Source organism: Brenneria nigrifluens DSM 30175 = ATCC 13028 (assembly GCF_005484965.1).
GTDB classification, from domain to species: Bacteria; Pseudomonadota; Gammaproteobacteria; order Enterobacterales; family Enterobacteriaceae; genus Brenneria; species Brenneria nigrifluens.
Genome location: NZ_CP034036.1, coordinates 2,255,551 through 2,282,325 on the forward strand (window position 1 = coordinate 2,255,551; position 26,775 = coordinate 2,282,325).

The following is a 26,775-nucleotide window of genomic DNA, read 5'->3' on the forward strand; positions in this document are numbered from 1 at the left end:
GAAATGCCTGTGGCACTCTTTTTAGGATTTGCCTATCTGCATATGGTGACCGTCGGCGCCAGCTTGTTTCTGTTTGTGCTGCGCTTTTTCTGGCTATGCCGCAAGTCCGCCATGTTGCAGCAACCTTGGGTCAGGATACTGCCGCATATCAACGACAGCTTATTATTGCTTAGCGGCGTCGGTTTGATCTTTGTTAACCACATTTATCCGTTTACCGCACAACAAAGCTGGCTGACGGAAAAACTGTTTGGCGTTATTATTTATATTCTCCTGGGCGCAGTTGCCCTGGGGAAACGCCCACGCAGTCAGAATGTGCGCTGGGTGGCGTTTATATTTGCCTTGGTATGCTTTTATCTGGTTATGCAGGTTTCGTTTACCAGGTTACCGTTGCTGATGGAATAACTATGAGTTCTATTGCTGATTTTGAATTCAACCGTTCACAGTTAAGTGAAGGTGTCGTATTAGTTTCACAGGCCATTCGCCGTGACTTCCCCGCCCTGGACGTGCGGAAAAATCTGCAACAGTTGGTTGACGATGCCCGCGCCGTTATCCCCGAGAACCTCGATCAGGATTTACAGCTGGAAAAACTCATAGAGCTTTTCTTCCACACTTGGGGATTCGGCGGAGCCAGCGGCGTTTATCGGCTTTCCGACGTTTTATGGTTGGATAAGGTGCTGGAATCCCGGCAGGGCATGCCGGTTTCCCTCGGCGTTATTTTTCTGCATATCGCCCATGAGCTTGGGCTGCCGTTGATGCCGGTTATTTTCCCGACCCAGCTGATTCTGCGGGCGGACTGGCTGGATGAAGAGATGTGGCTGATTAATCCGTTAAACGGCGACACCCTGAGCGAGCATGTGCTGGATGTGTGGCTGAAAGGCAACATCGGCCTTTCATCAGAGCTGTTGGATGAAGATCTGGATGAAGCGGAAAACGTGCTGATCGTACGTAAAATGCTGGACACGCTGAAAGTCGCTCTGATGGAAGAAAAGCAGATGGAACTGGCCCTGAGAGCCAGCGAAGCGGTATTACAGTTTGATCCCGATGACCCGTATGAAATCCGCGATCGCGGTCTGATTTACGCCCAGTTGGACTGCGACCATATCGCGCTGTCCGATCTTAACTATTTTGTCGAACAATGCCCGGAAGATCCGGTGAGTGAAATGATCAAAGTCCAGATTCACTCAATAGAGCAAAAACATATCGTTTTGCATTAACGCCTCGTGAGTTTACGCAATTTTGATTTATCCGATATTAAGGTAACTGCATGAAGAACAAAGTGGTCAAGATAGGGGATATCCCGGTAGCCAACGATCTGCCTTTCGTACTGTTCGGCGGTATGAATGTGCTTGAATCGCGCGATCTGGCGATGCGTATCTGCGAGCATTACGTGACGGTGACGCAGAAGCTGGGTATTCCCTACGTGTTCAAGGCGTCATTTGACAAAGCCAATCGTTCCTCCATTCATTCCTACCGCGGGCCGGGCCTTGAAGAGGGGATGAAGATTTTTCAGGAGCTGAAACAAGCCTTTGGAGTAAAAATCATTACCGACGTCCATGAATCAAGCCAGGCGCAACCGGTCGCCGAGGTGGTGGATGTGATTCAGTTGCCTGCGTTTCTGGCCCGTCAAACCGACCTGGTTGAAGCCATGGCGAAAACCGGCGCGGTGATTAATGTGAAAAAACCCCAGTTCGTCAGCCCGGGGCAGATTGGCAATATCGTCGACAAATTTATCGAGGGCGGCAACGATCAGGTTATTCTGTGCGATCGCGGCAGCAACTTCGGCTACGATAATCTGGTGGTGGATATGCTGGGCTTTAACGTTATGAAGCAGGTATCCAACGGTTCGCCGGTGATTTTCGACGTTACTCACGCATTGCAATGCCGCGACCCGTTTGGCGCGGCTTCGGGCGGACGCCGGGCGCAGGTGACAGAACTTGCCCGTGCGGGCATGGCGGTGGGTCTGGCGGGGCTTTTTATCGAGGCGCATCCCGATCCGGCCAACGCGAAATGCGACGGACCTTCCGCATTACCGCTGGATAAGCTGGAGCCTTTCCTGAAGCAGATCAAAGCCATTGACGATCTGGTGAAAAATTTCCCGGAACTGGATACCAGCAACTAAGCGATTACTGTGCCTAAAAAAGCCCGCATAACGCGGGCTTTTTTGCTTCCGCGCTAGCGTTATTTATATAGGTCGGCGCTGATGGTCATGTTCGAGCCTTTATTCTCCCACTTCCTGGTGATGTGATAGTATTTGGCGCCTTTTTCACCGGCGCGTTTGGCGACGGCCTCAGATACCGCGGGTTCGGTGTTGAAGTTACCGCGGAAGGTAATCGAATCAAACGGCACCATCTGCGCGGCGGTGGCGTTATTTAATTCCTCGATCTTGGTGCCGTCAGATAACGTTACGGTGTAACGGCCACCTTTTGATGACTGCGTTTCAAAGAAGTTACCGATATTACGGCTCGGGCTGCCGGAATTGGCGACGCCGGGGATTTCCACTTTGGCGGCTGCGGCTCCGCCGGCTGCCAGGGCGGCCCGGCCGGCATCGGAATCGGCGGGAATAAGGTCGGTGCTTTGGATCTGACGTTTTGGCGCATCGGCTTTATAAACGTAAGCGGTGACTTTCTGATTAGCGCCGTTGGAGTTAATGTCAACCTGGCGCACGATGTAGAACGAATCCGCATTTTTTTCTTTCGCCGCTTTGGCGATGGCATCGTTCAGATCGGGCTGACTGCGGAAGAATCCCCCCACGGTAACGGTATCAAAAGGTTCCAGACCGTAGGCAACGTCTTTCGGTAGTTCTTTAACGCCATGGAAAGTGCGGTATTTGACCTCTTTGCTCACTTTCGGCGCATCTTTATGATAGAGGTCGACCGTGACCTGCGAGTTGCCGCGGGCGTTTACATCCATTATGCCCTGAACATAGAAAGCGTCGGCACCGTGTTTATCTGCCTGTTTCGACGCCGCGGCGACCGCTTCATTGATGGCGTTAAAACGGCCGATAAAGGTAATACGCTCAAATGGCTGCACCGCTTCAGCCTGCTCCGGCGTAAGTTCCTGCGCTGCCTGTGCTGAAAATGCAGCTAATGAAAGTAACGTGGACGCAATAACAGTAGTTTTCAGCTTCATAAAAAATCCTTTCGCCTGACGCATTGGGTTTACAACGTGCTTAGCAATCAAGATGTAACGGGAATAGTCGCCGATTATCGCACGGAATAAACACGCATGCTTTAGCATTTTAAAAAACATCGCAACGATCTTTTATCCGCGTGGATGAAGAAAAACTGTAATAATAACGGTTAATGATTATTTAACTTACATAAGGGATATTTGCGCCGTTCTGCGCATCAACCATGCCCGCAACAGGCCATTTTTGTGAAATACCCCAGAACAATTCGTTAATAATAATGCTACAAAAGAGACGGCTAAGAGTGTTTTTTGACCAAAAAAAGCGAACGACGTCGGTGATGACCCGGCTTTTAGATGAAATTCGTTTTATGTATGGATCATCGATCACATTTTCAGTAGGTTATAGGTGAATTTGCTCAAAGAGCGATATATAGCAAAAGACAGACAGCGTGCAATAAATCTCGGCTGAATCATGTTACCGGTGGGATTATAATAACCTTCGTTAAAAAATAAGCGAAAAAGGGAATCAGTATGCGTATTGGTGTTCCAAAAGAACGGTTGGCCAATGAAGCACGGGTTGCAGCAACGCCGAAAACGGTCGAACAGCTGCTAAAACTCGGCTTTGAGGTCTCGATAGAACAAGGGGCGGGGAAACTTGCGAGTTTTGACGACGCGGCTTATACGGAAGCCGGCGCGTCAATCGCCGACAGTACCGAAGTCTGGCAATCCGACATTGTCCTGAAGGTCAATGCGCCGCAGGAAGATGAAATTGAGCTCACCCGGGCGGGGAGCACCATCGTCAGTTTCATCTGGCCGGCGCAGAATCCTGAACTGCTGGAAAAACTGGCGGCGCGCCAGGTGACGGTACTGGCGATGGACTCGGTTCCCCGCATTTCCCGCGCCCAGTCAATGGATGCGCTTAGCTCGATGGCGAACATCGCCGGTTACCGCGCCATCGTGGAAGCGGCCCATGAGTTTGGCCGTTTCTTTACCGGTCAGATTACCGCAGCGGGCAAGGTTCCGCCGGCCAAGGTGATGATTATCGGCGCCGGGGTTGCCGGTCTGGCGGCGATCGGCGCCGCCGGAAGTTTAGGCGCTATCGTACGTGCTTTTGATACCCGTCCCGAAGTCAAGGAACAGGTCAAAAGTATGGGGGCCGAGTTCCTGGAGCTCGACTTTGAAGAAGAGGCGGGCAGCGGCGACGGTTACGCCAAAGTCATGTCGGAAGCCTTTATCAAAGCGGAAATGGAACTGTTCGCCGCCCAGGCGAAAGAAGTGGATATCATTGTCACCACCGCGCTTATTCCTGGTAAGCCTGCACCGCGGCTGATTACCAAAGAGATGGTGCAGGGCATGAAATCCGGCAGCGTGATCGTCGACCTGGCCGCGCAGACGGGCGGTAACTGTGAGTTAACCGTTGCCGACCGCGTTACCGTCACCGAAAACGGCGTCAAAATTATCGGTTACACCGATCTGCCTAGCCGCCTGCCGACCCAGTCTTCCCAACTTTACGGCACCAACCTGGTCAACCTGCTGAAGCTGTTATGCAAAGAGAAGAACGGCGAAATCGACGTTGATTTTGAAGACAATGTCATTCGCGGCGTGACGGTAGTCAAAAATGGCGAAATCACCTGGCCCGCGCCACCGATTCAGGTTTCCGCCCAGCCGCAACAGGCGAAACCCGCCGCGGCCGCTGTCAAGGCTGAGGAAAAGCCGGCTTCGCCATGGAAGAAATACGCGTTCCTGGCTATTGCGATCCTGCTGTTTGGCTGGCTGGCGAACGTGGCGCCGAAAGAGTTTCTGTCGCATTTCACCGTATTCGCCCTGGCATGCGTGGTGGGATACTACGTGGTGTGGAATGTCAGTCATGCGCTGCATACGCCGTTGATGTCGGTAACCAATGCGATATCGGGCATTATCGTCGTAGGGGCATTGTTGCAAATCGGTCACGGCGGATGGGTATCCTTCCTTTCCTTTATCGCCGTATTGATTGCCAGCATCAATATTTTCGGTGGGTTCACCGTCACTCAGCGCATGCTGAAAATGTTCCGCAAAAACTAAGGGATAACACATGTCTGGTGGATTAGTTACAGCGGCATACATTGTTGCCGCGATTTTGTTTATATTCAGTCTGGCGGGGTTGTCGAAACACGAAACTTCCCGGCAGGGGAATATTTTCGGCGTCGTCGGGATGGCGATTGCGTTGATCGCCACCATCCTGGGACCGGATGCCGGCAACGTTGGCTGGATTATCGTCGCCATGGTGATTGGCGGTTCGATCGGCGTCTATCTGGCGCGCAAAGTTGAAATGACCGAAATGCCGGAGCTGGTCGCCATCCTGCACAGTTTTGTCGGGTTGGCCGCGGTGCTGGTAGGGTTCAACAGCTTTCTCGACCACGGTGAAATTACCGATCCGGTACTGGTGAATATCCATTTGACGGAAGTCTTTCTGGGGATCTTTATCGGTGCGGTAACCTTTACCGGTTCGGTTGTCGCCTTCGGCAAATTGCGCGGCATCATTTCTTCCAAACCGCTGGCGCTGCCTCACCGCCACAAAATGAACCTGGCGGCGCTGGTGGTCTCTTTCCTGCTGCTTCTGCTGTTTGTTAATACCGGCAGCGTGGCGTTGCAGGCCGTCGCCTTACTGTTAATGACGGCGATTGCGCTGGTGTTCGGCTGGCATTTGGTGGCTTCCATCGGCGGCGCCGACATGCCGGTGGTGGTTTCCATGCTGAACTCCTATTCCGGGTGGGCCGCCGCCGCCGCCGGCTTTATGTTGAGCAACGACCTGCTGATCGTAACCGGCGCGCTGGTGGGTTCTTCCGGGGCGATCCTGTCCTATATCATGTGTAAGGCGATGAACCGCTCTTTTATCAGCGTGATTGCCGGCGGTTTCGGTACTGACGGTTCCTCCACAGGTGAAAGCGAAGAGATGGGCGAGTACCGCGAAGCGTCAGCGGAAGAGGTGGCTGACCTGCTCAAGAATTCGAGCTCGGTGATTATCACTCCGGGGTACGGCATGGCGGTGGCGCAGGCGCAATATCCGGTACACGATATTACCGCCAAACTGCGCGCGCGCGGCATCAATGTCCGCTTTGGCATCCATCCGGTGGCGGGCCGTTTGCCGGGCCATATGAACGTTCTGCTGGCTGAAGCGAAAGTGCCTTACGACATCGTGTTGGAGATGGATGAAATCAATGATGATTTCTCCGATACCGATACCGTGCTGGTTATCGGCGCAAACGATACGGTGAATCCGGCGGCGCAGGAAGATCCGCACAGTCCGATTGCCGGGATGCCGGTGCTGGAAGTGTGGAAAGCGCAGAACGTTATCGTGTTCAAGCGCTCGATGAACACCGGCTATGCCGGCGTGCAGAACCCCTTATTCTTCAAAGAAAATACGCAGATGCTGTTTGGCGACGCCAAAGCCAGCGTAGAGGCGATTCTGAAAGCGCTGTAAACAGCGCTGGAAAGCGAAAAAGCAAGGGGCGAGAAATCGCCCCTTTTTTATATCGACTGAACGCTACTTCTTATCATCCTCCTCGACTTCCTCATCCAGCGCGATGGGGGAGACGAAGTCATCAGGCTTGATCGCCAGCAGATCGCATTTCAGATGGTCGATCACATGTTCCACGGTGTTGCCGATAAACGCGGCGGAAAGACCGGTTCGTCCGAGCGAGCCCAACACCACCACGCCCACCTGCAGATGCTCGGCCAAATCGGGAATAACCTCCTCCGGCAGCCCTTTTTCCACATGGGTGACGCGTTCATCCAGATTGAATTTCTGACGCAGCGATTTCATCGCAATCAGATGTTGGCCGCGAATGGCGTCGTTGTAGACGCCGGGGTCGAAATCAGGCAGTTCAATGGCGATATTAATCGGGGTAACCGGATAGGCCCCGACAAGATGGACCTCGGTTTCATTGACCTGCTTAGCCAGCTCCAGCGTTTCCGATACCAGCTTGATATTAAGGGGATCGTGATACGGGTCTTCACTGGACAGATTAACCGCCACCAGCGCGCGGCTCTCCTCCGGCCAGGGTTGGTCTTTGACCATCCACACGGGACAAGGGCATTTACGCAATAGCTGCCAGTCGGTGGGGGTGAAAATAACCGCTTCCAGTCGATCGTGCTGATGCGCCATTTTCAATAACAGGTCATGCTGCCCGGCGATGACCTCGCGGATAATGGCTTCAAACGGCTTATTGTGCCAGACGACTTTGATCTCTATCGGTACGCCCGCTTCAAGATAATATTTGCATTGCTCGGTAATCCACTCGGTACGTTGCTGAATCACGCCCTGACGCATCTCTGTCCGTTCATCGGGAGACAAAAGGGTGGTCATCTCATAAGAAAAATCATAAATAGGCAGAAACGCTTTGATTCGGCCGCCAAGCCGCTGAACCAGATACACCGCCCGACGCAGCGCTGGCTGGTCATCCTGATTTGGGTCAATAGCTACAAGTAAATTCTGATACTTTGCCATAGGTCCTCCAAGCAGCCGTCAATTCACAGCCGGTAAATTAAGAGTACCCCAAGGGAATCGCTTTGGACAACTGATGATGAGAACCGGATCAATAAAATAGGATTATCACTGACCCGGCAATAGCTTAGGATTTATTCTGCGAGACGCCGGCAAGCCCGGAAAGGGCGCTGATATTTTCAATGGTGATATATTTGCCTTTTACGGCAAGAATGCCGCTTTTCTGAAAACGCCCCAGCAGCCGGCTGATGGTTTCCACCGTTAATCCCAGATAGTTACCGATATCGCCGCGCGTCATGGTCAAACGGAATTCACGGGGAGAAAAGCCGCGCTCGGCAAAACGCCGGGAGAGGTTATACACGAAAGCCGCCAGACGTTCCTCCGCATTCTTCTTCGACAGCAGCAGGATCATATCCTGATCGCCGCGAATTTCGCCACTCATCAAACGCATCATTTGCTGACGCAGATTGGGCATTTTGCCGGAAAGGTCATCCAGCGTTTCGAATGGAATTTCACACACCATCGAGGTTTCCAGCGCCTGAGCAAAGCTGGGATGCTGCGCATTGCCAATGGCATCAAAGCCGACCAGATCGCCCGCCAGATGAAAACCGGTGATCTGCTCATCACCCTGTTCGGTGATGGTATAGCTCTTAATCGTACCCGAGCGGATGGCGTATAAAGATTTCAACTCGTCGCCCGCTTTGAACAGCGCCTGTCCTTTCTGGATCGGCTTTTTCCTTTCAATGATATTATCGAGCTGATCGAGCTCGTGCTCATTTAAAGTAAACGGGATACATAGTTGACTGATGCTGCAATCCTGGCAGTGGATTGCACAACCGCCAGACTGGATGCGTCGGATAATGCGCTTTTCCGGTATCATAGTCTCTGCTCAGGCAATAATTGATATCGGTCAATTTTAACAGCTTTTATCGCCGGTGATAAGCCCGGTAATCCTTAGAACAGGCCAATAAATAGTGAACTAACAGAAAAAACGCGATTAGCCGCGAGGCGTAATTATTCGGTCTATCGACTCGCTAAAATAAAATGCAATTAACATCACATATTACAAGTGAAAAAGAGAAACACATCACGTTTCTTGACGACGGTATTAATATCGATGGTGTGCTTGGCGTGATGGTCCGTTATAAAAACAAAGCCATCATGACCTATTAATTAAACGCCTATTTACCCTGGGAAGGGTTAAACGTGGTATTTAATGGCAGTAAAGAGTAAAGGACGACTGGAAATGAAACTGGTCGAAAAATCCTATGTTATTAACGGCGGCGGCGACCAGGTGAAGCTGAATGATCTCTTCGGCACGCCGCAGCGCTTTCGCTGCGGCGTGCGTACATTTCTACTTAATAAATGGTTACTCAATCACGCCGCAGGCCAGACGCGCGCCGCCGCCGCCCAGTTTCTCCGGGCTGTCGGCGTAGTTATCGCCGCCGGCATGGATCATAAGAGCTTGATTTTTCACCTCGGACAGCGACTTTATCCGCGGCGCCAGCACCTGATAGGTGGCGCTGCCATCGGCGTTAACCACCAACCCGGGCAGGTCTCCCAGATGTCCCTGGTCGGTATAAGGCCCCAGATGCTTGCCTGTTTTGTCAGGATCGAGATGCCCGCCGGCCGCCTGCGCAGGCACGGTTTTGCCATCCTGTTCCGCCGGAGCGCAGCTGGCTTTTTCATGAATATGGAAGCCGTGGATCCCCGGGGCCAGTCCGGTTAACTTCGGGGTAAAAAGTAGGCCATAGGGGGTTTCCGTTATCGACACCTCGCCAAGCGCCTTACCGCTGCCGGTTGGCAGCGCTTCATTCAGGGTCACCGTGGTGCTGGCAGCGAATGCGGAACAGGAAAAGAACACGCCTGTCAGGATAAGAGCCTTCAGTTTCATTGTCTTTTGCCTCGATTGTTATTAGATCGGCCGATGGTTCAATAAGCCGATATCGTCATGCAGGATGAATGATGAATACATCTTGGAATGAAATAATAGTTGAGTCAGGGGAGGCGTCAAATCAGGGGGTTGTTTTCTGAGGAAAACAATGATGCCAAAGGCATGAAATGCCCGTTATTCACAGGCAGCAAGCGCCGCTCCCCCGGAACGAACCGGGGGAGGACGGCACTACTTCTCGGCGGGTTTAATCACCTTTAATATCACGCCCAGGCGTTCGCGTTGTTCGTCACCGACTTCGCGTGCGGCGGAATATCCCGCGTTTTGTATAATCATTTCATTAAGCGCGATCAGCCAATCATAAATATAAAACGCCGTATTGTTGGTTGGCGTGAGCGACAGCTTGGTCAGCCGCTGCGCCGCGCCCCAGTTCACCGCCTGTTTTTCCGGCTTGGCGAAAATTTTATGACCGCGATTGATACGGCTGGCGGGGCGCAGCGCCTCGTCCACCTGCTGGAAACCCAGCCAGGCGACGAAGTCTCCCAGCACGGTAAGCACCCGGGATACCTGACGATCGGCTTTACTTTCACGGTGTACGGATAACTGTTCGCTATCCGCCAGCATGCCGACCAGAGCGTCTTCGATCTCCAGCCGGATACTGGCGGTGATCAGTTCTTCCACCAGTATTTCGATGGTCGCTTTAGCCACCCCCAGCAGTTCTATTAACGGCGCATTTTCCGGCAGGCCGCGCAGATGGTTTATCCAGTAACGATAAACATGGTGGGCATATTCCGCTTCATAGCCATGATCGAGCGCCTGAACGGGGGAGGCGGGTTGATCGATATCGACGGGTTCGTCGGCAAACAGATCGATTTCGATCCCGATGCCAAAAGGCTCGGCGCTGCTTAACGGCACGCCGGGTTCATCGGCTTCCTGCTGATAGCCATAGCCCGGTTGCCCCTGCTGCTTCAGGTAGAGGCGGCGCAGCTCGTCGCGCGATGGCAATAATCTCTCCAGCAACTCGCCGTGTACGCCGGTGCGGGTCTGCAACGATTTAAGCAGGGTTTCGGCGATACGCTGTTTTTGCGCCGGATCGTCGATTTCCGCCGGCCGATACCAGTTGCCCAGCAGATTATCTCCCAGCTCGCGCTGGATTTCGCCGAGCTGTTCGCCGATGCGCCCGAGCTTCACTTCACGGTGGACCTCCGTACCCAGCCAGGCCGCCATGCGGCTTACGCCGCGTTTATCCATTGCCAGCATAGTGCCCCAGGCATCGCCGGGATTGCCGACGTAACGCTGTACCGCGGCGTCATAGTTCTGTCCGTGCGTAATGCGGCGATCAAAGCGGGTCACCGCCCAGATCAGCCCCGGCTTGCGGCGGCTGCGAACCTGCGCGTTTTCACCCTGAGTCTGTTTAACCCAGTAATCCAGCGCCTTGCCGACGGCTTTTACCTCGGAACGTTGGCCCGCGGCGCTGCAAACCATCAGTAAATTCATTTCCTGATTGTCGGTATAGCGTTCCAGCAGATAGGCGCGCTTGGCCCGCAACAGGCTATGCGCCAGGGGATGAGGATCCTTTTTCTCATCGCTGTCCCGCGGAGCGGCTACCGGCGGCGTATCGCCGAAACCGGGGAAATCCAGTATATCGACCTGCTCAAACAACGCTTCGCGGGGAGGCGAATGCAACGGGATCAGCAGTTCGGCCGCCAGCATCGTCAGTTCGGCCTGCGATAGCTCAACCGCTTTTCCCGCCCGACCGTTCAATACCGGCCGCAGCAACACCCCCGCGTCATCGGCGGCGTTGAGGCGCTCCAGCGCGGCGCCGTTAATCATGCCGTTGGCGGGACACAGGGCTTCATCCACCAGCACCCGGATCGGCGCCAGCACCTTGTGGGCGCCGGAAAGATGTTGCAGCGTATGGGCGAAATGGCGATAGGCGGCTGTCAGATCCTGACGCGCTCCCCAGAGCGGCGAGAACAGCTGCGCGCGGTCGTCAACGCTGAGGTACGGCGCCAGATCCACCGCCGCGGGCCAGAAGTGCGTCTCCAACTGCTTTTGCCGTTTGGCGTCATGACGCGCCAGATAATCCCACAGGGCGACGACCTCATCCGCGTTAACGCCGGCAACGGGCTCCGGCTGGCGGTGCAGCGACAGCACGCTCAGATGGTCGGCGATCTGCCGTTCGTCCAGCTCCTCGAACGCGTTTTCCTGTTGCTGCTCGTGCAGAAAGGCGTTGGCGATAATCTTGCCGATATCCGCTTCGCTGAGCAGTTGCAGCTGAACGGGAAAGGATTTATTTTTCACCGCCGCCTGACGGCTAAAGCGGGTCACCAACGCGGTGAGATGATTATCCGCGTTGATATGGGTAAGAAAATCAAGCTGCTGTCCCTCCAAAGAGGTTTCCAGCCGGCCATTCTCTCCCGCCGCCAGGGCGGAAATCAGATAAGATTTCCCCGCCTGCGACAGGCCAAAGAAACCGATGGCGATATCTTTCAGCGCTACGTCCGACAGATGTTGCGCCTTATTGCGGTGACGACGCAGTTTAACAATCAGCCTGTCGGCCTCAATGTCCAGCCGCGGCGCATGTTGCCGCGTGGTTTCGATCCAGTCGATCGCCCGATCAACGCCTTGCGCTACTGACTGTAGCTGGCTATGGAGTCGGCTCGACTGTTGTTTGGGCGTTAATGGTTTCATTTTCTAAATACGCTCCCGCTATCGATCCAATAATGGGTCGCCCCTGAGTCGTTAGCGGCTAATGTGTTCAATTTAAGCCGCAAATGCTGCGGCGGAATGCGGCTGCCGTCGTCCAGAACCGCATCGGCTATGGCGAAATGTTCCGGGCCGTGCCGATCGTCTCCGCCGGTCACCGCCAGCCTGACGCGCAGCACGCTGTCGCCGACCACCTTTCTCGCCAGTTCCTGATCGACAATCGACAGGATATACAGGGACGATGCCGGCCAACGTTCGTTGTCCAGTTGGCGGAAGCCCAGGCACAGAGACCCGCGTACCTGGAAGCCGCCGTCGGGATCGAGCGCAAAGTCCGGCGCATCCAGATCGATGTCGCCGTAATAGACATTGTCGGCGCTCAGGACGTTATTGCCGTCCATCATGCCAAGATAGCGCACGGTGGAATAGGGCTGAAAATCACCGACTTTAAAATAGAACCCCGGCAGCCGGAGATCCTGCGCCAGCAGGCAGAGCATCGCGCCGACGGCGGCGGTGGATTTCGGATTATCAATCCGCCCGCGTTTATTGAACGGATACCAGTCATTGGTGTGATAGCCATCCAGCGACAGCATGCGGTTGATCGGCAGCGGCTGCAAATGGCGGAACAACGCCTGAATGCCCGGAAAACGAGAAGGGCGCCCGGTTAACAGCAGCACGTCGCAGGAATAGAGGGAGACGACCTCGGACATCAAACGCAGGTTTTGGGTAATACCCATCCGGTTGGATAAAAATTCCCCATGCAGCTTGCTCAGTTTGAGGATCAGCGGCACCTGTAAAATATCGAAAGCGTTATCGTCAGGCAGTTCGCGCTGCACTTCGGTATTGACGTACTCCAGCACCTTCGGCGTGGGATGCTGCTCCAGCAGTTCGCCAAAGGAGGACTCTATTTCGGCGCTGGCGTCCAGCGGGTCGAAACCTTCATACGCTTCCAGAATCGAACGCCCGATGGGGATGAAAATCTGTAAGGTAACCTGCTGGCGCAACGTCAGTTGCCCGTCGATGCGCCCCTCGTTGCCGAACAGTTTGGCCATCAACACCTCGGGGCTGACCATGCCCGCCGTTTTCAGCGCCGCCTGTAGCGCCGGCAAGACATAAAGCTGGATAACGTCCAGCAGAATATCGTCTCCCGCCACCTTAAACCCTTCGCGGAACAGCAAACGCGGGATGATCTTGACGTTGCTGCCGACGCCGTCATCCAACAGATATTGGGTAATGGCCAAATCCGTGGTGCCGCCGCCGATATCAATCGACGCAATGCGTAACGTTTTACCCGCGGGCTCGTTTTCCGACGGTTCCTTATCCGGGCGCGCCATGCTGGCGAAAAAGTCTTCGGCGCGCCCGCCGAAATTGACCTGCGCTTCGTTGTACAGATACACCATTTGCCCGCAGGTGGCTTCATCCCACTCGATCTGCACTTCCGGCACCGGAACCCGGCTTTTCGCCCGGTCTTCCTGAGTAGTAAAATCGTCGTCAAGCGGATGCCAGCCCATGGATTTCCATACCAGGGCGATGGCTTCATTCATCCGGCGGCGAAAAATTTCCCGCTCCGGCTTCGGCATCGCCGAGGGCAGGGTAAGAATAATATTGCGCAACTGACGCGGCGCGCTGGCGTGGATCATTTTCTGGCGCTGGGCGGCGCTGTTCATCTGCATCAGCGCCTGTAACAGCAACTCGGACAGCATAAACGTCATCACCGAACTGCGGCTATAGTGCGGGGAAAAAACCGGCAAACGTTCCTCAAACGGCTGATGGTACAAAGGCCGGCCTTCGTCGTTGATCAACACGGTCAGCGGCATGGCCGTCGCCAGCGGCTCGTTCAGCGTACTGGTTTCGGGCTGGCTGAAGCGCCAGCCGGGCGCATAGCTCTCTTCATCCCACAGATAACGCCGCGGGCTGGAAATGCCGGTTGAGCCCTCCGCCCCCTGACGCAACAGCGCCATTCGGCCGGCTTCACGGCCGACGCGGGTAATGGACGGCCAGATAAAGGCATCGTCGCGCCCGCTTTCAACGGAAAAGTTCTGCTTGCCGAATTTGGCCTGGGCAAATTCAACCCGGCTTTCAAACAGCTCGTTATACAGGTAGTGGGGGTGGCCCAGATCGCGCAATTGCAGTTCGTACGTCTGCTTTAGTCCATTGCTTTCATCGGCGTGATCTTCCACTAAAATTCCGCAGGTGTGGGAGTTGCCCACGTCCAGAATCAGATCGACGTTGACGGCGGGTTCCTGCAACGTACTGGCGTTAATGCGTATTTCCGGCACCGATAGCTGATTGCCCAGCATATCCAGCAAATTCATATAATGCGCCTGATATTCAAATCCTCTGAGCGCCAGCTTAATTTCCCGCTCGTTGCGCTTTTCCCGCCTGATCGCCTGCTGGGTAAAAACCTCCCGCAGCCAGCCGTCCACCCAGGTATGATCAAGAAACTCGCCCAGTTCGTCGCTGTGATAGGCCAGCGCAAAGCCGCCCCCGGTTTTGATATCGTTCTCATTCGGCGCCAGAGATTCGTATTCGTGGCCCTCGGGGTAGACTTTGGTATCGAAGGCCAGGCAGATTCGATGCGTATTGCCGTCCTGGTCCGGGGTATCCAGCGCCAGAATCTGCATCCGCGCCCAGTTGTCCGGCCCGCCCATAAAGGTGCGCGGCGGGTTAAAACGCAAAAACGGCAGCGGCAGCCAGATTTTTTCCAGTAGCCTCAGCGACTGCTCGAGCGGAATGCTCAGTTCCGGCTTGACCACCTCCGGCGGGGCGCCCGCCGGCGACGGAAGGATATATTTATCCGTCTGCTGATTATAGATCAGGCGCAGCAACGGCCCATTGGCGCTTTTGCGCACATATTTATTGGGCAGCGCGGCGGATAATTCCGGTTTCAGGGCAAAATCCAGAAATTGAATGCCGCTGTCCTGAATAAGCGTAATTCTCTGTTGGTAATCGGTGATCGTCGCCAGCATTATGATTTACTCTCGCGCTTTATCGTCATGGGGAAGACCGCATCAGCGTTATAGCGACCGGTACACTCTGCGATGCCCGTCGCACTTCGTTTACATACCAGCTCCGGCATCTTGAATCTGCTATTGTCGCTGCAGCGCGCTCGATATCGGCTGTTGATGACCAGATTACCGGAACTCATCAATCCCGCCTCGATATCCGCCCGGCAGGTGATGCCGTCGCCATGGGTTATTCTTGCCGTACCCTTGCCGTTTTTAATCTGATACCTCAGACTCGGCGGACGGCCGGTAACGGTAATCGGGGTTCTGGCATCGACGGAAACCCGCCAGTTGCCGTTAAGGAAGTTGACCGTTCCCAACCTTACCGCGTCCGCCGGCATAACCAGTTCCTCTTTGCCGACCACGGCGGGCGGGGCAACCGGCGTTGGCTCCGGGATTACCGGTTCGGGAACCGCCTCTGGCGCCGGCGCGGCCTCTTGCGGCTCTGTCGCGGTTAACGGCGTTGCGGCTACGCGTTCAACCGGCGCGCTTTCCGGCGGCGACGCGGGACTTGCCGCTTCACTTTTCGCTTCCTGCACTTCAGGTTCGGCCGCCGGCTGCGGCTCTGGCTCGCGCACGGAAGCGGGCAACGCGCGTTTTTCCGGTTGTATGGTCGCCGCCAGTGGCGTTGGCTCCGGCGTCTTATCTTGCTGATCAAGCCATCCATAAATCTGTAGCGACAGAACCGCCAAGAGCGCCGCCGCGGGGAATAGCCACCACAGGCGCAGCCGTTGGCTGCGGGCGGCGGCCTGAGGTTTAGCAGCCGACTCCGGCGTGACGACGGGATCGAGCGACTGCGGCCGGGGCGGCGTTATCGGCGCGGCGGCGAAAACAGGGACCGCTTCCTCTTCCACCTGACGCAGGCAATCCAGCGCGTCGGCGCGGGATTTTTTATCCAGATTCACAAATCCCCAGAAGGTCAATACCGGTTTGCCGTCAACCAGATAAACGTGGTTGGGGCCAGGGAACTGGATAGCTTTCGCCAGCAGCACGCCAAAAAGCTGCTGTGCCGGTTTTTCCGCGCGTTGCGCCCGCTGGCTGATACCGGCGACGGCCTCCTGATAGGTTTCCAATTGCTTTAGCGCCGCAGCCCGTTGCTCTTCGCTGGCGGCAATCCAGGAGGTTATCTTACCTTCCACCGGCGCGTACCAGTCAATACGGTCGCCGCCTTCGTTCGGCTGCGGGATAGCCAGACAATCCGCAATCTGCTGTTGTTTTCTGAGGCGCAATGTTTCGCGTAGCTGAAGTGCGGATGCATAAACCGGCTGTCCGTTTTCGCCCAGAGCCAGAAAATCATCCAAACTCCCGCTACGTAAAAATAGTTTTGTCACGCAAAAAAGACCTTTTGTAATAGATGCATGAAGGCAGAAAACAGGGTGTAATCTGCGACAGGGTATACTTTAGTGTATTGATGGGGAATCAAATGCTTAAAGAAGGGGCAAAACCGGCAAATATTTAAGCCATAGAGTGCGGCGCTTCGTCAGGCGGCCAATCCCGTTGCCGCCGGAGTAAATCATTGGCAGTAAAACGCGCTAACGGCGGGGGCCGCGTAAATTGGTGTTGGAAGACCATTCATAGGTGGCGGAGACATCGGGTTTAAACTTGTTCTTTTTCTTCTCGGTACGCGCTTTCTTGGCAAGAATTTCCCTTTCTTTCATCAAGTTATCAATAAAATCATCTTTGATATGGTTGCTTTCAGAGTTGGTAAGCGTGCGACCGTGTTTTTTTCTTTCCTGGTCGAGCAGGGTTTTAAGTTGACGTTGTTCACTTTCCGTCATGTCTTTCTGAGTCAGTCTTGGCATGGGTATCGACCTGGTTTTGCGGACAGGGAACTTCATTGTAGAGGAAAACCGCGCGGCGCTCAGGAAAATTATTTCAATGTAAACGGTCATATTGCGTCTTTTTAATAGAGCGTGTCAGGAGTACCGCCGTTTCCTTGAAGAGAAGGTCAACGTTGCTCGTCAGGAGTACGATTATGATTAAGTAATTTCTTAATCAGCGCGGACATCTGTTCTGATAGCCTGTCAGGGCTGGCAGAAGCCAATAAATCGGAGGATGTAAGTGCTGATTAAACTTAAAAGGATGCGGTCACATAATGAAGACAGGAAACTGGCGCTGTGGCTAGCAACGACCGCCGGATTACTGAATGCCATAGCGCTTGGCGCTTTTGGTTTTTTCCCTTCCCATATGACCGGCAATACCTCGCAGTTATCCAGCGAGGTATCGACCACAGATTTAAGTGATATTATTTTCTTTGCTACGATTATCATTGCATTTGTTTGTGGGTCAGTAATTTCTCGCATAATTGTTATCTGGGGGATAATTAATAATAACAGACTTATTTTCTGTCAGATTCTTCTAGTTGAAGGCATTTTTTTAACTGGAATTTCTCTTTATGAGGTTTATTTGCACGCCTTCTCAACAAATCGTGAAATTATTATCGTCCTTTGCAGCCTGATGGGGTTGCATAATTCAACATCCACGCAACTTTCTAACGGCAGAGTCCGAACAACGCATATTACGGGGACGCTAACGGATGCGGGTATTTCTCTAGCATCAGTTCTTTCCGCAATGTTACGTCGGGATTATTCAAAAGATGCAAAAGCACAAAAAAGTCAGCTTAGAACGCACTTAACGACGATTTTTTCTTTTTTAACTGGAGGCATTGCTGGTCTTTCATTATTCAAATGGTTCGGTTTTAACTCCATGACCGCCGTCGGAGTCATACTGGCGACCGTTGCGCTATTTTCAATTATTACTGTTAACAGGCGCGTAAGGAAGAAACGAAAAATTAAACGCAACGGCTAAGCAGCGCGACGATGCAGGTCGAGGCAAAGAACTCGGGATATGAACAATACGACATAATGAACTAACAAACAAACTAAACACATGACAGCACCGGGAACGCCAGTTCCCGCCCATGCTTATATTGGTGCGCATAATGTATATTATGTTAAATAAGATAATAACCCTCACGACTAAACGACATCACCGGACCTCTCCTGCCGTCCTTGAACTAAACCTACGAATTTCCATCCCTGGTTATCTTTTCGCAGTCCTACTTCTGCTGCCGCCTAAACCGGGCAACCTTCGCCCTATTACCGCATAACGCCATGCTACACCAGCGGCGTCGATGTGCTTTGGTTCTGTCATAAAACCACAGGCTGCATTCAGGGTGCTCGCATTTCCGTACGAGTTCGAAACTCTTTTCGCTTATGATAAATAAAATAATTATCTGCCACATTCTATAAAAATCCTTCACCATCCCCATGTAACCATTAAAATAGCAATTTACTGGTTACTCAATTCATCCATACTAAAAATGCAGTAACCCCTAAAGCCACCTTTAACAGTTACAGAAAGGCGGCGAGAAATCCTGAAGCCGGAATCACTGTTCATATCATTTTGATGGAATATGTGATTAATATGACTGGATAAGTCAGTTCCCCGCCGCGGCAACCTTTTATACTGATAACTCGAGGGGGCACGGCGCCCTCGCCTTGCATCGTGAAGAACGTGACTTATCCAACTTATAAAGGGGATTTCCCAATGAAATTGACCAGCCAAAGCTTTGAGCAGGGTGCGCCCATTCCGGGCGAGTTTGCTTTTGCCGTTCAGGATGCGGAAAAGCATCTGGCGTTATCCAGCAATAAAAACCCGCATCTATCCTGGAGCGAGGTGCCGGACGCCACCCGGTCGTTGGTACTATTGTGTCTGGATCCTCATGCGCCAGGCTCACTTGATAACGTCAACCAGGAAGGAAAAGAAGTTGCGGCATCGGTGCCGCGCGTTAACTTTTTCCACTGGGTGCTGGTGGATATTCCCGCACAGGTTCGTGAAATCGCCGCAGGCAGCCACAGCGATGGCATTACCCCGCGGGGAAAAGCGTCGCTGCCCGCAGAGGCGGGAATACGCCACGGCATTAATGATTATACCGCCTGGTTTAAAGGCGACGAGCAGATGAGCGGCGATTACTACGGTTACGACGGCCCCTGTCCGCCATGGAACGATACCCTTGCCCATGATTATACCTTTACGCTCTATGCGCTTGATATTCCACGCCTGGAGCTGCAAGGCATGTTTGATGGTCCAACGGTATTATCGGCTATCGCCGGCCATATTCTGGCTGAAGCGAGTTTGACCGGCACGTACAGCCTCAATCCCAACGTACGTTAGCAGTTTGGCGGGGAAAACCGATGAAAGGCGACGTTCCAGATGTTACCAACGCTCCGTTGCCGGTAGAACGCTACCGGCTCTATTCGATGGCTCTGCCTTACCTGCAACATGCGCATCAGGTCGTCGATTTCCGTTTTTTTGATGCGACGCTGCTGCTGGTGAAATCAGGGCGATTGAACCTGCGCCGCGGGCAGGATTTATCCATGCAACTGGACAACGCCGAGCACATCATGCTGGTTGCCCCGCATACCCTGGCTAACGTAAGTAAAACCCCCGATGCGGCGACGGGGGCATTTCAGTCTTTATATCTGAGCTTTTCATCCGAGCTTATTGCCGCGTTTTATCGCGAGCGGGCGCAATTTTTTACCACGCTGACGCCCTTTTCCGGTTTTAAAACGCTCTCGTTGGACGACGAGCTGCGCGACACGCTGGATTACTGTTTGCGCGGGCTTAATAGCGGGGCGTCAAGTTATCCGGTGCAACAGCATCGTTTAAGCGGCGTGCTGATCGCCCTGGCCGAACGCGGGATCCTTTTTATGCCGCGCGACTCGGCCCCCCTCGGCGGCCGATTGACCGAGTTGCTGGCCGCCTCGCCGGAGTTCGCCTGGACGGCGGCGCATGCCGGCCGGCATCTTGGCATGAGCGAAGCGACGTTAAGGCGCCGGTTGGCGGAAGAACAGACCCACTTTCGCACATTGTTGCAGGATATCCGCATGCACCACGGGATGACGCTGCTGCAAACGACGCGCTGGAGCCTTTCTCAAATCGCCGATGCCTGTGGTTATCGCGCCGCGTCCCGCTTTTCATTGCGTTTTAAACAGCGATTCGGCTGTTCTCCCGCCGATATCCGCTGATGATTCAGACGCACCGCCACCCCTATCGAAAATAGTGCTCCTCCAGAATGGCGGCGCCATCGTCTATCGCCTTATGGATTGAGGTTACGGCGCGTTCGCCGTCTTTCGCGGCCAGGGCCAGCAGCAGCTCGTCATAATTATGCTGCCCTTGCGCCATTTCAGCGGACTGCGGATAAAGATAGTTAAAACAGGGGCCGATCTGTACCCAGAGCTGCTCGATAAGCGACGTCAGCGTCGGCATCCCGGCATATTCATACAGCGCGAAACGAAATTCACGGTTGGCCTGCAAGGCGTGCTCAACGTTTTGCTGCCGTTTGGCGGCCATAAATTGCGCATTAAGGGTTTGCAAGCGGGCCAGTTTTTCCGCATCTAGCGCGCCTGCCGCCTGTGACACCGCCAGACCTTCGAGCTTTTTACGAATCAGGGTGATCTCCTGATATTTACCCAGCGGTATGTTCGGCACCAAAAAGGCCTGCGCCGGGGTGGCGTCCAGCGCGCCCGCCGCCGCCAGGCGCAGCAGCGCTTCGCGCACCGGCGTGACGCTGGTCCCCAACTGCCCGGCGATCTCTTTTGTCACCAGCCGCGCGCCGGGTTTTAGCACGCCGACAATCAGGGCGGCTTTCAGCTTTGCCTCGACCTGCATCGTCAGGCTTAGCCGCTGCGCTTTTTCCATCTCAAACATAATGCCCCTTTCCTTTTAGCAAAAAATTGTCTTTCCTTTTGCGGTTTAATCCGTGGCCGGTCAGAAATGTATTATATAGGATATATTGTGTATCAAAAAGTTGAACGCTGATTAAGCAATGCCTGTTTTTAGCTAACGCGTTTTTAATTCCGCCGGCCTGCTGTTGGCGGCTTTACTTGGGGAAGAACCTAATGAGAATACCTGCCCGCAAGCTTGCGTCGCTGGCCCTGTTGTTCAGCCTGATGTCTCCGCTCGCCTCCGCTTCCGAACTGGTGATCGCCCAGTCGGCTTCCGCCACGGCGTTGGATCCCGGTTTTTTGAAAGAGCCGGCGACGCTGGTGGATAATCTGTTCGACACGCTGGTGATGCGCGATCCGCAGATGAACCTGCAACCCGGCTTGGCGCTCAGTTGGCAGGCGATTGATGATTCCACCTGGCAGTTCGAGCTGCGTCAGGGCGTCAAGTTTAGCAATGGCGAACCGGTTAACGCGCAGGCGGTAAAATTCTCCATCGAGCGAATTCTCGACCCGGCCAATCATGCGCCGACGATTTCTTATATCCGCACCATTAAATCCGTTGAGGTCATCGGCGACTATCGGGTGCAGATCCGCACCGCCGGGCCGGATCCGCTGTTGCCGACGCGTATGAGCCGCTACCCGGCCTATATTGTCCCGCCCGCCTATGTCGCTCAAGTAGGCAGCGCGCAGTTCGCCCGCAAACCTATCGGCAGCGGCGCCTATACCCTGGCCGAGTTCGTGCCGGACGAAAAAGTGGTTATGAAAGCCAACCCGGACTACTGGCGCGGCAAACCGGCCATCGACTCGGTTGTCTGGCGCCCTATACCTGAAGCTACCGCCCGCGTCACCGCGCTGCTGACCGGCGAGGTACAGCTGGTGGAGAGTGTTCCGGCGGATCTGGTGCCCGCGCTGCGCAATAAGCCGAATATTCATCTGGAACAGGTCAAAGGCGGCGGATTGACTATCTATCTGGGCCTTAAAAACGATCAACCGCCGCTCAACGATGCGCGCGTTCGCCAGGCGCTCTCCCTGGCGCTGAACCGCACCGCCTACACCAGCCAGCTGCTGCACGGTTTCGGCACGCCGACGGGCACCATGGCGGGCGCCAAGGATTTCGGTTATCAGGCCATTCCGGCGCCGGCACAGGATGTCGCCAAGGCCAAAGCGCTGCTGGCCGATGCGGGTTACCCTGATGGTTTTACCCTGCGTTTTCAGGCGCCGCGCCGCTATATCGCCAGCGCCGACGTGGCGCAGGCGATCGTGCAGGATTTGGCGGCGATCGGCGTCAAAGCCCAGCTTGAGGTGCCGGAGTGGTCGGTTTACACCCAGCAGGTGGCGGCGCAGAAACAGGCGCCGCTATATATGCTGGCCTGGGGCTCGACCCAAACCCTAGATGCCGATGCGGCGCTGTATCCGATACTGCATACCGGCGAACCCTATTCAACCGTCAGCCTGCCGGAGCTGGATAAATTGCTCAATGAAAGCCGCCTGACGGTTGACGCGGCAAAACGCGAAAAAATATTGCAGCAAATCCAGCTTGTGGTCGCGCAACAGCAACCCCTGATCCCGCTGTATCGCGAAGACTCGATCTACGCCAGCAGCAGCGCCCTGACGTTCACCGGCCGGCCCGATGCGCGCATCCCGTTGTTTGATCTGAGGCTTAAATGATCCCCTGGTATACGGCATGGCGCAGAAAGCCCCGTCGTCTCTTTTATGGCGACGGGGTGCTGGGCGGCCTGCTGCTGACGACGGCGATCGCCGCGGCGCTGGCGTCGCCCTGGCTGCCTCTCCCGGATCCGCTGACCAACAACCTTGCCGCTATCTTCCTGCCGCCGGGCAGTGACAGCACATCGGGTACGCACTGGCTGGGCACCGACCAACTGGGGCGCGACCTGTTGGCGCGTATTCTGGCGGGAACCCGGCTGTCGCTGTTTATCGTGCTTATGGCGGCATCCATCGCCGCGGTGATGGGCTCAATGCTCGGCATGTTGGCGGGCTATGTGGGCGGCTGGCTGGACGCGGTGATTATGCGGTTGATGGACATCCAGCTGTCCGTGCCCTTTATCTTGCTGATTTTGCTGGTTATGGCGCTGTTCGGCACTTCGCTCGCCAACATTATCGCCATCATGGGCGTAACCGGCTGGGCGGTTTATGCCCGCGTCGCCCGCGCTAAAACGCTGGAGATCCGCGAACTGGAATATATCGAATCGGTGCGCGCCATGGGCTTTTCAACCGCGCGAATTTTATTGCGCCACGTGTTACCCAATCTCATCACCCCGCTGGTGGTACTGCTGACGCTGGATATTCCCCGGCTGATCGTCCTCGAAGCCTCGATAGGTTTTCTCGGTATGGGCATTCAACCACCCACGCCGACGCTCGGCAACCTGATCGGCGAAGGGCGCTCCTCGATGCTGCTCGCCCAATGGCTGGTGCTGTATCCGGGGTTGTTTATCGCCGCGCTGGTCGTCGGCACCAATCTGCTGGGCGACAGCCTGTCGCGCCGCACGCATACCAGGATCGACTAAGATGCCGCTATATATTTTGGCTCGTCTCGGACAGGCGGTACTGGTGATGTTTGGCGTCTCGCTGCTGATTTTTTTCAGCCTGCATCTGACGGGCGACCCGGCGGCGTTAATGATGCCCCCCGGCGCCTCCCAGCAGGAAATCGCGGCATTTCGCCACAGCATGGGCTTTGATCGCCCGTTATTATGGCAATACGGCCGCTACCTCCATGACGTGCTGCATGGCGATTTAGGGGAGTCGTTGCGCTACAGCCAGCCCGTCACCGCCCTTATCGGTCAGCGTCTTCCCGCCACGCTGTTGCTGGCGGCGACCGCGCTGGCGTGGAGCACCCTGGTCGGATTAATGCTCGGCATCTTCAGCGCCCTGAAGCAAAATAGCCCCTGGGATCTGATCGCGCGGCTGATCGCCTTCAGCGGCCAGGCGGTGCCGGTATTCTGGCTGGGCCTGCTGCTGATTATGCTGTTCAGCCTGAATCTGGGCTGGCTGCCCTCCGGCGGCTATGGCGGCGCGGCGCATCTGATCATGCCGGCGTTAAGCCTGGGGGCCTATTATATGAGCGCCATCGCCCGCCTGATCCGCTCCAGCCTAATCGACGTATTGCAACAGGACTATATCCGCACGGCGCGGGCCAAAGGGCTGAGCCAGTGGCGCATCGTGGTGCGTCACGCTTTGCGCAATGCGCTGATCCCGGTCGTCACGGTACAGGGTATGTATTTCGCCTCGTTGCTCGGCGGCGCGCTGGTCACCGAAATCATCTTTGCCTGGCCGGGTATCGGACGCCTGGCCGTTCAGGCTATTCAAAACCGCGACTTCCCGCTGGTGCAGGCGATTGTTCTGTTGGCGGCGCTGACCTTTGTCGGCATTAATCTGATTATCGATCTGCTCTATGTGGTGCTCAACCCGAGGATCCGCCTGTGACCGAACCTCTTGATGCGTCTGTGCAGGACACCCTTGAATTACTGACGGCGATCGCGCCTTTTCGCAGCGTTGCCGGCGAGATAGAGCAGCAGCGCGGGCTGGCGCAGTGGCTGGAAAGCTGGCTGGAGACCGAGCTGGGCGCGCGGCCGATCCTGCCCGTCCGCCGGCAGCTGTCGTGCAGCGCGCCGCCGCTGGTCCATACCCGGCTGGAGATGGGCGCGGCGAAAACGCTGGTGCTGTACAACATGTACGACGTGATGCCCGCCACGTCGCAGGGATGGGATATCCCGCCCTTTACCGGCGGCGTGACGGAGTGGCCGACCCTTGGCGCGGTATTTATCGCCCGGGGCGCGGAGAATAACAAAGGCCCGCTGGCGGGAATGCTGATGGCGGTTAAACGTCTGCTGGCGGCGGGAAAGCTGACCGTCAATATTGAATTTATTCTTGAAGGCGAGGAAGAGACCGGCAGCGGCAACCTGCGGCGTTATCTGGCCCAGCGTCCCTGCCCGATTTCCCCGGCCGCGGCGGTGCTCTTTCCGTCGTTATGCGAGTACGGCGGCGGCGAACCGCGGGTTTATCTCGGCTTCACCGGTCTATGCAGCGGCAGGCTGTTGGTCAGCAGCGGCCCCTGGGGCGGCCCGCAGGCCGCCATTCATGCCAGTAACGCCGGCTGGATAGCCAACCCGGCATGGCGGCTGGTCGATGCCCTGAATGCCATCGCGCCCGCCCATGCCAATGGCGTGCTGGATAGCCTTATCCCCGATAAAGAAGCCGATGCGCTGCTGGCCGAACTGGCGAAAAATTTCAGCATGGCGGATGAGCTGCGTTTTCGCCGCAGCGCAAGGCCGTTCGTCACCGGCGACGCCCTGAGCTGCCTGCGGCAGTGGCTCGGCGCCGCCGTACTCAACCTGGCCGAGATACATACCGATCCGCCGGGCGGCAAGGGGGTGATCCCCTCTCGCGCCACGGCGGAGCTGGCCTTACGCATACCGCCGGGACTTAGCCCTGAGCAGTTGATAGCCGGCGCGCGGCGACGGCTGGCGGCGCCCGGGCTGGAGGGCGTCGAACTACAGCTGGACGACAGCTATCCCGGCTACCGTTTCAGCCGTCGCGCCGCCGGCGTTAGCGAGTTGCTGGCCAGCTATCGACGCCACCAAGCCAGGCCGCAAATCTGGCCGTGGGCGCCGGGGTGCGCTCCCGCTTACGCCTTCGCGCCGGTGGCGCCGGCGTTTCTTATCGGCGGTCTGGGCCACGGCGGCAACGCTCACGGCGTTAATGAATTTGTCACGCTGCGCGGATTACGGCGCTTTCAGCAATCGCTGACCTGCTGGCTGCGCGCATTTTGATTTTATTACCCGGCGCCGCGGCGCCGCGATATCAGGATAGGCAAGATGAAAACGGTAGATGACTTTGAACGTGTGGCACTCGGTTTCTTTCCCACTCCCCTTGAGCCGCTGAAGAATCTGGGGGCGGCGCTGGGGATCGAGCTGGAAATCAAACGCGACGATTACACCGGGTTTGGCGGCGGCGGCAACAAAGTCCGCAAACTGGAATACCTGATGGCCGATGCCTGCCGTCAGGGAGTAAATGTGGTGATCACCACCGGCGGCCACCAATCCAACCACGCGCGGATGGTGGCCGCGGCGGCGCGAAAATTCGACATGAGTCCGGTGCTGGTGCTGCGCGGCAATCCGCCGGAGCGCTATCAGGGCAACCTGCTGCTGGATAAACTGTTCGGCGCCGAGCTGGAGTTTCTCGATCCTGAAGGCTATTTCAGTCAGATAGCCGACGCGATGCAGGCGCACGCCGATGCCGCCGCCGTGCGCGGCCTGAAAGCCATGATCATCCCCCTCGGCGGCGCCACGCCATTGGGCGCCCTGGGGTATGTGCGGGCGGTGGAAGAGATTGATTCCCAGCTTAAGGAGCGCGGGCAACGGCCCCCGGAAGTAATTGTCGCGCCAACGGGGTCCGGCGGCACGCTGGCCGGTTTGTACGTCGGCGCGCGCCAATACTGGCCGCGGACCAAAATCGTCGGCATCAGCGTCAGCGCCAAAGCGCCCTGGTTTCAGCCGCGCATCTCCGCCATGGCGCAGGAGTGCGCCGACCTACTGCAATGGCCGCAGCGCTGGGCGCCGGAGAATATCTGGATCGAAGACGATTTTGTCGGTGCGGCGTACGGCGTGCCTTCGGCGGGCGGTATCGAGGCGATTTACCGCGTGGCGCAGGCCGAAGGGGTATTGCTGGACCCGGTCTATACCGGCAAGGCCATGCACGGGCTGATCGACCTGGTCGAACGGGGGGAAATCGCGCCGGGGGCGCGGGTGCTGTTCGTCCACTGCGGCGGCTCGCCAGCGCTGTACCCGTTCGCGCAAACGTTGCTGGAACGCTGAG

The 26,775-nt window shown here is 55.8% G+C and carries 22 protein-coding genes and 2 pseudogenes; 14 read left to right on the forward strand and 10 right to left on the reverse strand.

The annotated features are described in order from the left end of the window. Positions 1 to 3: 3 nt before the first annotated feature. Genes EH206_RS10490 through kdsA form a run of 3 tightly spaced genes read left to right on the forward strand, consistent with a single transcriptional unit; the run spans position 4 to position 2,119 of the window. Positions 4 to 402: a SirB2 family protein gene (locus EH206_RS10490; protein ID WP_040343167.1), complete on the forward strand. Its 399-nt coding sequence runs from the start codon at positions 4 to 6 to the stop codon at positions 400 to 402. Between the two features lie 2 nt (positions 403 to 404). Next, positions 405 to 1,214 (forward strand): invasion regulator SirB1, encoded by an 810-nt coding sequence (sirB1, locus tag EH206_RS10495; RefSeq protein ID WP_009112743.1) that lies wholly within the window; start codon positions 405 to 407, stop codon positions 1,212 to 1,214. Positions 1,215 to 1,264: 50 nt separating this feature from the next. Further along, a complete protein-coding gene (gene kdsA, locus EH206_RS10500) occupies positions 1,265 to 2,119 on the forward strand; it encodes a 3-deoxy-8-phosphooctulonate synthase (protein ID WP_009112744.1) in 855 nt (284 codons plus the stop codon). Between the two features lie 59 nt (positions 2,120 to 2,178). On the opposite strand, the gene ydgH is transcribed toward kdsA, so the two are convergent. Further along, the gene (gene ydgH, locus EH206_RS10505) at positions 2,179 to 3,129 is read right to left on the reverse strand and encodes a DUF1471 family protein YdgH (protein WP_009112745.1); all 951 of its coding nucleotides are present in this window, start codon (positions 3,127 to 3,129) and stop codon (positions 2,179 to 2,181) included. A 531-nt stretch (positions 3,130 to 3,660) separates the two neighbouring features. Here ydgH and pntA point away from each other — a divergent pair. Next, a complete protein-coding gene (pntA, locus tag EH206_RS10510; RefSeq protein ID WP_009112746.1) occupies positions 3,661 to 5,190 on the forward strand; it encodes a Re/Si-specific NAD(P)(+) transhydrogenase subunit alpha in 1,530 nt (509 codons plus the stop codon). Positions 5,191 to 5,200: 10 nt separating this feature from the next. After that, positions 5,201 to 6,589 (forward strand): Re/Si-specific NAD(P)(+) transhydrogenase subunit beta, encoded by a 1,389-nt coding sequence (gene pntB / locus EH206_RS10515; RefSeq protein ID WP_009112747.1) that lies wholly within the window; start codon positions 5,201 to 5,203, stop codon positions 6,587 to 6,589. A 63-nt stretch (positions 6,590 to 6,652) separates the two neighbouring features. Here pntB and uspE read toward each other — a convergent pair whose 3' ends face one another. After that, positions 6,653 to 7,615 carry a universal stress protein UspE gene (gene uspE / locus EH206_RS10520; RefSeq protein ID WP_009112748.1) on the reverse strand — a complete coding sequence of 321 codons (963 nt, stop codon included), beginning with the start codon at positions 7,613 to 7,615 and terminating at the stop codon, positions 6,653 to 6,655. A 124-nt stretch (positions 7,616 to 7,739) separates the two neighbouring features. Continuing rightward, complete coding sequence (locus EH206_RS10525) at positions 7,740 to 8,492, reverse strand: fumarate/nitrate reduction transcriptional regulator Fnr (protein WP_009112749.1); 753 nt, start codon at positions 8,490 to 8,492, stop codon at positions 7,740 to 7,742. Between the two features lie 218 nt (positions 8,493 to 8,710). Here EH206_RS10525 and EH206_RS23400 point away from each other — a divergent pair. Further along, positions 8,711 to 8,939: pseudogene (locus EH206_RS23400) on the forward strand (gfo/Idh/MocA family oxidoreductase); the annotation flags it as partial. 42 nt (positions 8,940 to 8,981) lie between these two features. Here EH206_RS23400 and sodC read toward each other — a convergent pair. The 5 genes from sodC to EH206_RS10555 form a co-directional block, all read right to left on the reverse strand. Further along, positions 8,982 to 9,506 carry a superoxide dismutase family protein gene (gene sodC, locus EH206_RS10535; protein ID WP_009112750.1) on the reverse strand — a complete coding sequence of 175 codons (525 nt, stop codon included), beginning with the start codon at positions 9,504 to 9,506 and terminating at the stop codon, positions 8,982 to 8,984. Positions 9,507 to 9,734: 228 nt separating this feature from the next. Further along, on the reverse strand, positions 9,735 to 12,197 hold the full coding sequence (locus tag EH206_RS10540; RefSeq protein ID WP_009112751.1) for a putative virulence factor: 2,463 nt from the start codon (positions 12,195 to 12,197) through the stop codon (positions 9,735 to 9,737). Then, positions 12,194 to 15,178 (reverse strand): virulence factor SrfB, encoded by a 2,985-nt coding sequence (locus tag EH206_RS10545; protein WP_009112752.1) that lies wholly within the window; start codon positions 15,176 to 15,178, stop codon positions 12,194 to 12,196. The genes EH206_RS10540 and EH206_RS10545 overlap by 4 nt, the downstream gene beginning before the upstream one ends. After that, complete coding sequence (locus EH206_RS10550; protein WP_009112753.1) at positions 15,178 to 16,545, reverse strand: SrfA family protein; 1,368 nt, start codon at positions 16,543 to 16,545, stop codon at positions 15,178 to 15,180. Before EH206_RS10550 ends, EH206_RS10545 begins: the two co-directional genes overlap by 1 nt. Before the next feature lie 201 nt (positions 16,546 to 16,746). After that, positions 16,747 to 17,016, reverse strand: a complete 270-nt coding sequence (locus EH206_RS10555; protein WP_009112754.1) for a YjbD family protein — start codon at positions 17,014 to 17,016, stop codon at positions 16,747 to 16,749. 259 nt (positions 17,017 to 17,275) lie between these two features. Between EH206_RS10555 and EH206_RS10560 the strand changes: the two genes are divergently transcribed. Further along, on the forward strand, positions 17,276 to 18,022 hold the full coding sequence (locus tag EH206_RS10560) for a YoaK family protein (protein WP_009112755.1): 747 nt from the start codon (positions 17,276 to 17,278) through the stop codon (positions 18,020 to 18,022). 250 nt (positions 18,023 to 18,272) lie between these two features. Here the strand turns inward: EH206_RS10560 and EH206_RS10565 are convergent. Then, positions 18,273 to 18,416 (reverse strand): annotated as a pseudogene (locus EH206_RS10565) (CGNR zinc finger domain-containing protein); the annotation flags it as partial. 347 nt (positions 18,417 to 18,763) lie between these two features. Between EH206_RS10565 and EH206_RS10570 the strand changes: the two are divergent. Next, positions 18,764 to 19,390: a YbhB/YbcL family Raf kinase inhibitor-like protein gene (locus EH206_RS10570; protein ID WP_009112756.1), complete on the forward strand. Its 627-nt coding sequence runs from the start codon at positions 18,764 to 18,766 to the stop codon at positions 19,388 to 19,390. 20 nt (positions 19,391 to 19,410) lie between these two features. After that, entirely contained in the window at positions 19,411 to 20,244 is an 834-nt protein-coding gene (locus EH206_RS10575; protein WP_009112757.1) for a helix-turn-helix transcriptional regulator, read from the forward strand. 22 nt (positions 20,245 to 20,266) lie between these two features. Here the strand turns inward: EH206_RS10575 and EH206_RS10580 are convergent, their stop codons facing one another. Then, positions 20,267 to 20,926, reverse strand: coding sequence for an FCD domain-containing protein (locus tag EH206_RS10580; protein WP_009112758.1), 660 nt, complete (start codon positions 20,924 to 20,926; stop codon positions 20,267 to 20,269). Between the two features lie 191 nt (positions 20,927 to 21,117). Here EH206_RS10580 and EH206_RS10585 point away from each other — a divergent pair, with 191 nt between their 5' ends. From EH206_RS10585 to EH206_RS10605, 5 genes are read left to right on the forward strand one after another with little or no spacing between them, the layout of a single operon-like run. Further along, a complete protein-coding gene (locus EH206_RS10585; RefSeq protein ID WP_009112759.1) occupies positions 21,118 to 22,611 on the forward strand; it encodes an ABC transporter substrate-binding protein in 1,494 nt (497 codons plus the stop codon). Further along, entirely contained in the window at positions 22,608 to 23,468 is an 861-nt protein-coding gene (locus tag EH206_RS10590) for an ABC transporter permease (RefSeq protein ID WP_009112760.1), read from the forward strand. Before EH206_RS10585 ends, EH206_RS10590 begins: the two co-directional genes overlap by 4 nt. Before the next feature lies 1 nt (position 23,469). Then, entirely contained in the window at positions 23,470 to 24,384 is a 915-nt protein-coding gene (locus EH206_RS10595; protein ID WP_009112761.1) for an ABC transporter permease, read from the forward strand. Next, the gene (locus EH206_RS10600) at positions 24,381 to 25,730 is read left to right on the forward strand and encodes a M20/M25/M40 family metallo-hydrolase (protein ID WP_009112762.1); all 1,350 of its coding nucleotides are present in this window, start codon (positions 24,381 to 24,383) and stop codon (positions 25,728 to 25,730) included. The genes EH206_RS10595 and EH206_RS10600 overlap by 4 nt, the downstream gene beginning before the upstream one ends. A 45-nt stretch (positions 25,731 to 25,775) precedes the next feature. Continuing rightward, on the forward strand, positions 25,776 to 26,774 hold the full coding sequence (locus EH206_RS10605; protein ID WP_009112763.1) for a 1-aminocyclopropane-1-carboxylate deaminase/D-cysteine desulfhydrase: 999 nt from the start codon (positions 25,776 to 25,778) through the stop codon (positions 26,772 to 26,774). Position 26,775 lies beyond the last annotated feature (1 nt).

Coding starts and splice junctions, on each gene's coding strand:
- EH206_RS10490 (WP_040343167.1), top strand. CDS start 4: ATGCCTGTGGCACTCTTTTTAGGATTTGCCTATCTGCATATGGTGACC.
- sirB1 (WP_009112743.1), top strand. CDS start 405: ATGAGTTCTATTGCTGATTTTGAATTCAACCGTTCACAGTTAAGTGAA.
- kdsA (WP_009112744.1), top strand. CDS start 1,265: ATGAAGAACAAAGTGGTCAAGATAGGGGATATCCCGGTAGCCAACGAT.
- ydgH (WP_009112745.1), bottom strand. CDS start 3,129: ATGAAGCTGAAAACTACTGTTATTGCGTCCACGTTACTTTCATTAGCT.
- pntA (WP_009112746.1), top strand. CDS start 3,661: ATGCGTATTGGTGTTCCAAAAGAACGGTTGGCCAATGAAGCACGGGTT.
- pntB (WP_009112747.1), top strand. CDS start 5,201: ATGTCTGGTGGATTAGTTACAGCGGCATACATTGTTGCCGCGATTTTG.
- uspE (WP_009112748.1), bottom strand. CDS start 7,615: ATGGCAAAGTATCAGAATTTACTTGTAGCTATTGACCCAAATCAGGAT.
- EH206_RS10525 (WP_009112749.1), bottom strand. CDS start 8,492: ATGATACCGGAAAAGCGCATTATCCGACGCATCCAGTCTGGCGGTTGT.
- sodC (WP_009112750.1), bottom strand. CDS start 9,506: ATGAAACTGAAGGCTCTTATCCTGACAGGCGTGTTCTTTTCCTGTTCC.
- EH206_RS10540 (WP_009112751.1), bottom strand. CDS start 12,197: ATGAAACCATTAACGCCCAAACAACAGTCGAGCCGACTCCATAGCCAG.
- EH206_RS10545 (WP_009112752.1), bottom strand. CDS start 15,178: ATGCTGGCGACGATCACCGATTACCAACAGAGAATTACGCTTATTCAG.
- EH206_RS10555 (WP_009112754.1), bottom strand. CDS start 17,016: ATGCCAAGACTGACTCAGAAAGACATGACGGAAAGTGAACAACGTCAA.
- EH206_RS10570 (WP_009112756.1), top strand. CDS start 18,764: ATGAAATTGACCAGCCAAAGCTTTGAGCAGGGTGCGCCCATTCCGGGC.
- EH206_RS10575 (WP_009112757.1), top strand. CDS start 19,411: ATGAAAGGCGACGTTCCAGATGTTACCAACGCTCCGTTGCCGGTAGAA.
- EH206_RS10580 (WP_009112758.1), bottom strand. CDS start 20,926: ATGTTTGAGATGGAAAAAGCGCAGCGGCTAAGCCTGACGATGCAGGTC.
- EH206_RS10585 (WP_009112759.1), top strand. CDS start 21,118: ATGAGAATACCTGCCCGCAAGCTTGCGTCGCTGGCCCTGTTGTTCAGC.
- EH206_RS10590 (WP_009112760.1), top strand. CDS start 22,608: ATGATCCCCTGGTATACGGCATGGCGCAGAAAGCCCCGTCGTCTCTTT.
- EH206_RS10595 (WP_009112761.1), top strand. CDS start 23,470: ATGCCGCTATATATTTTGGCTCGTCTCGGACAGGCGGTACTGGTGATG.
- EH206_RS10605 (WP_009112763.1), top strand. CDS start 25,776: ATGAAAACGGTAGATGACTTTGAACGTGTGGCACTCGGTTTCTTTCCC.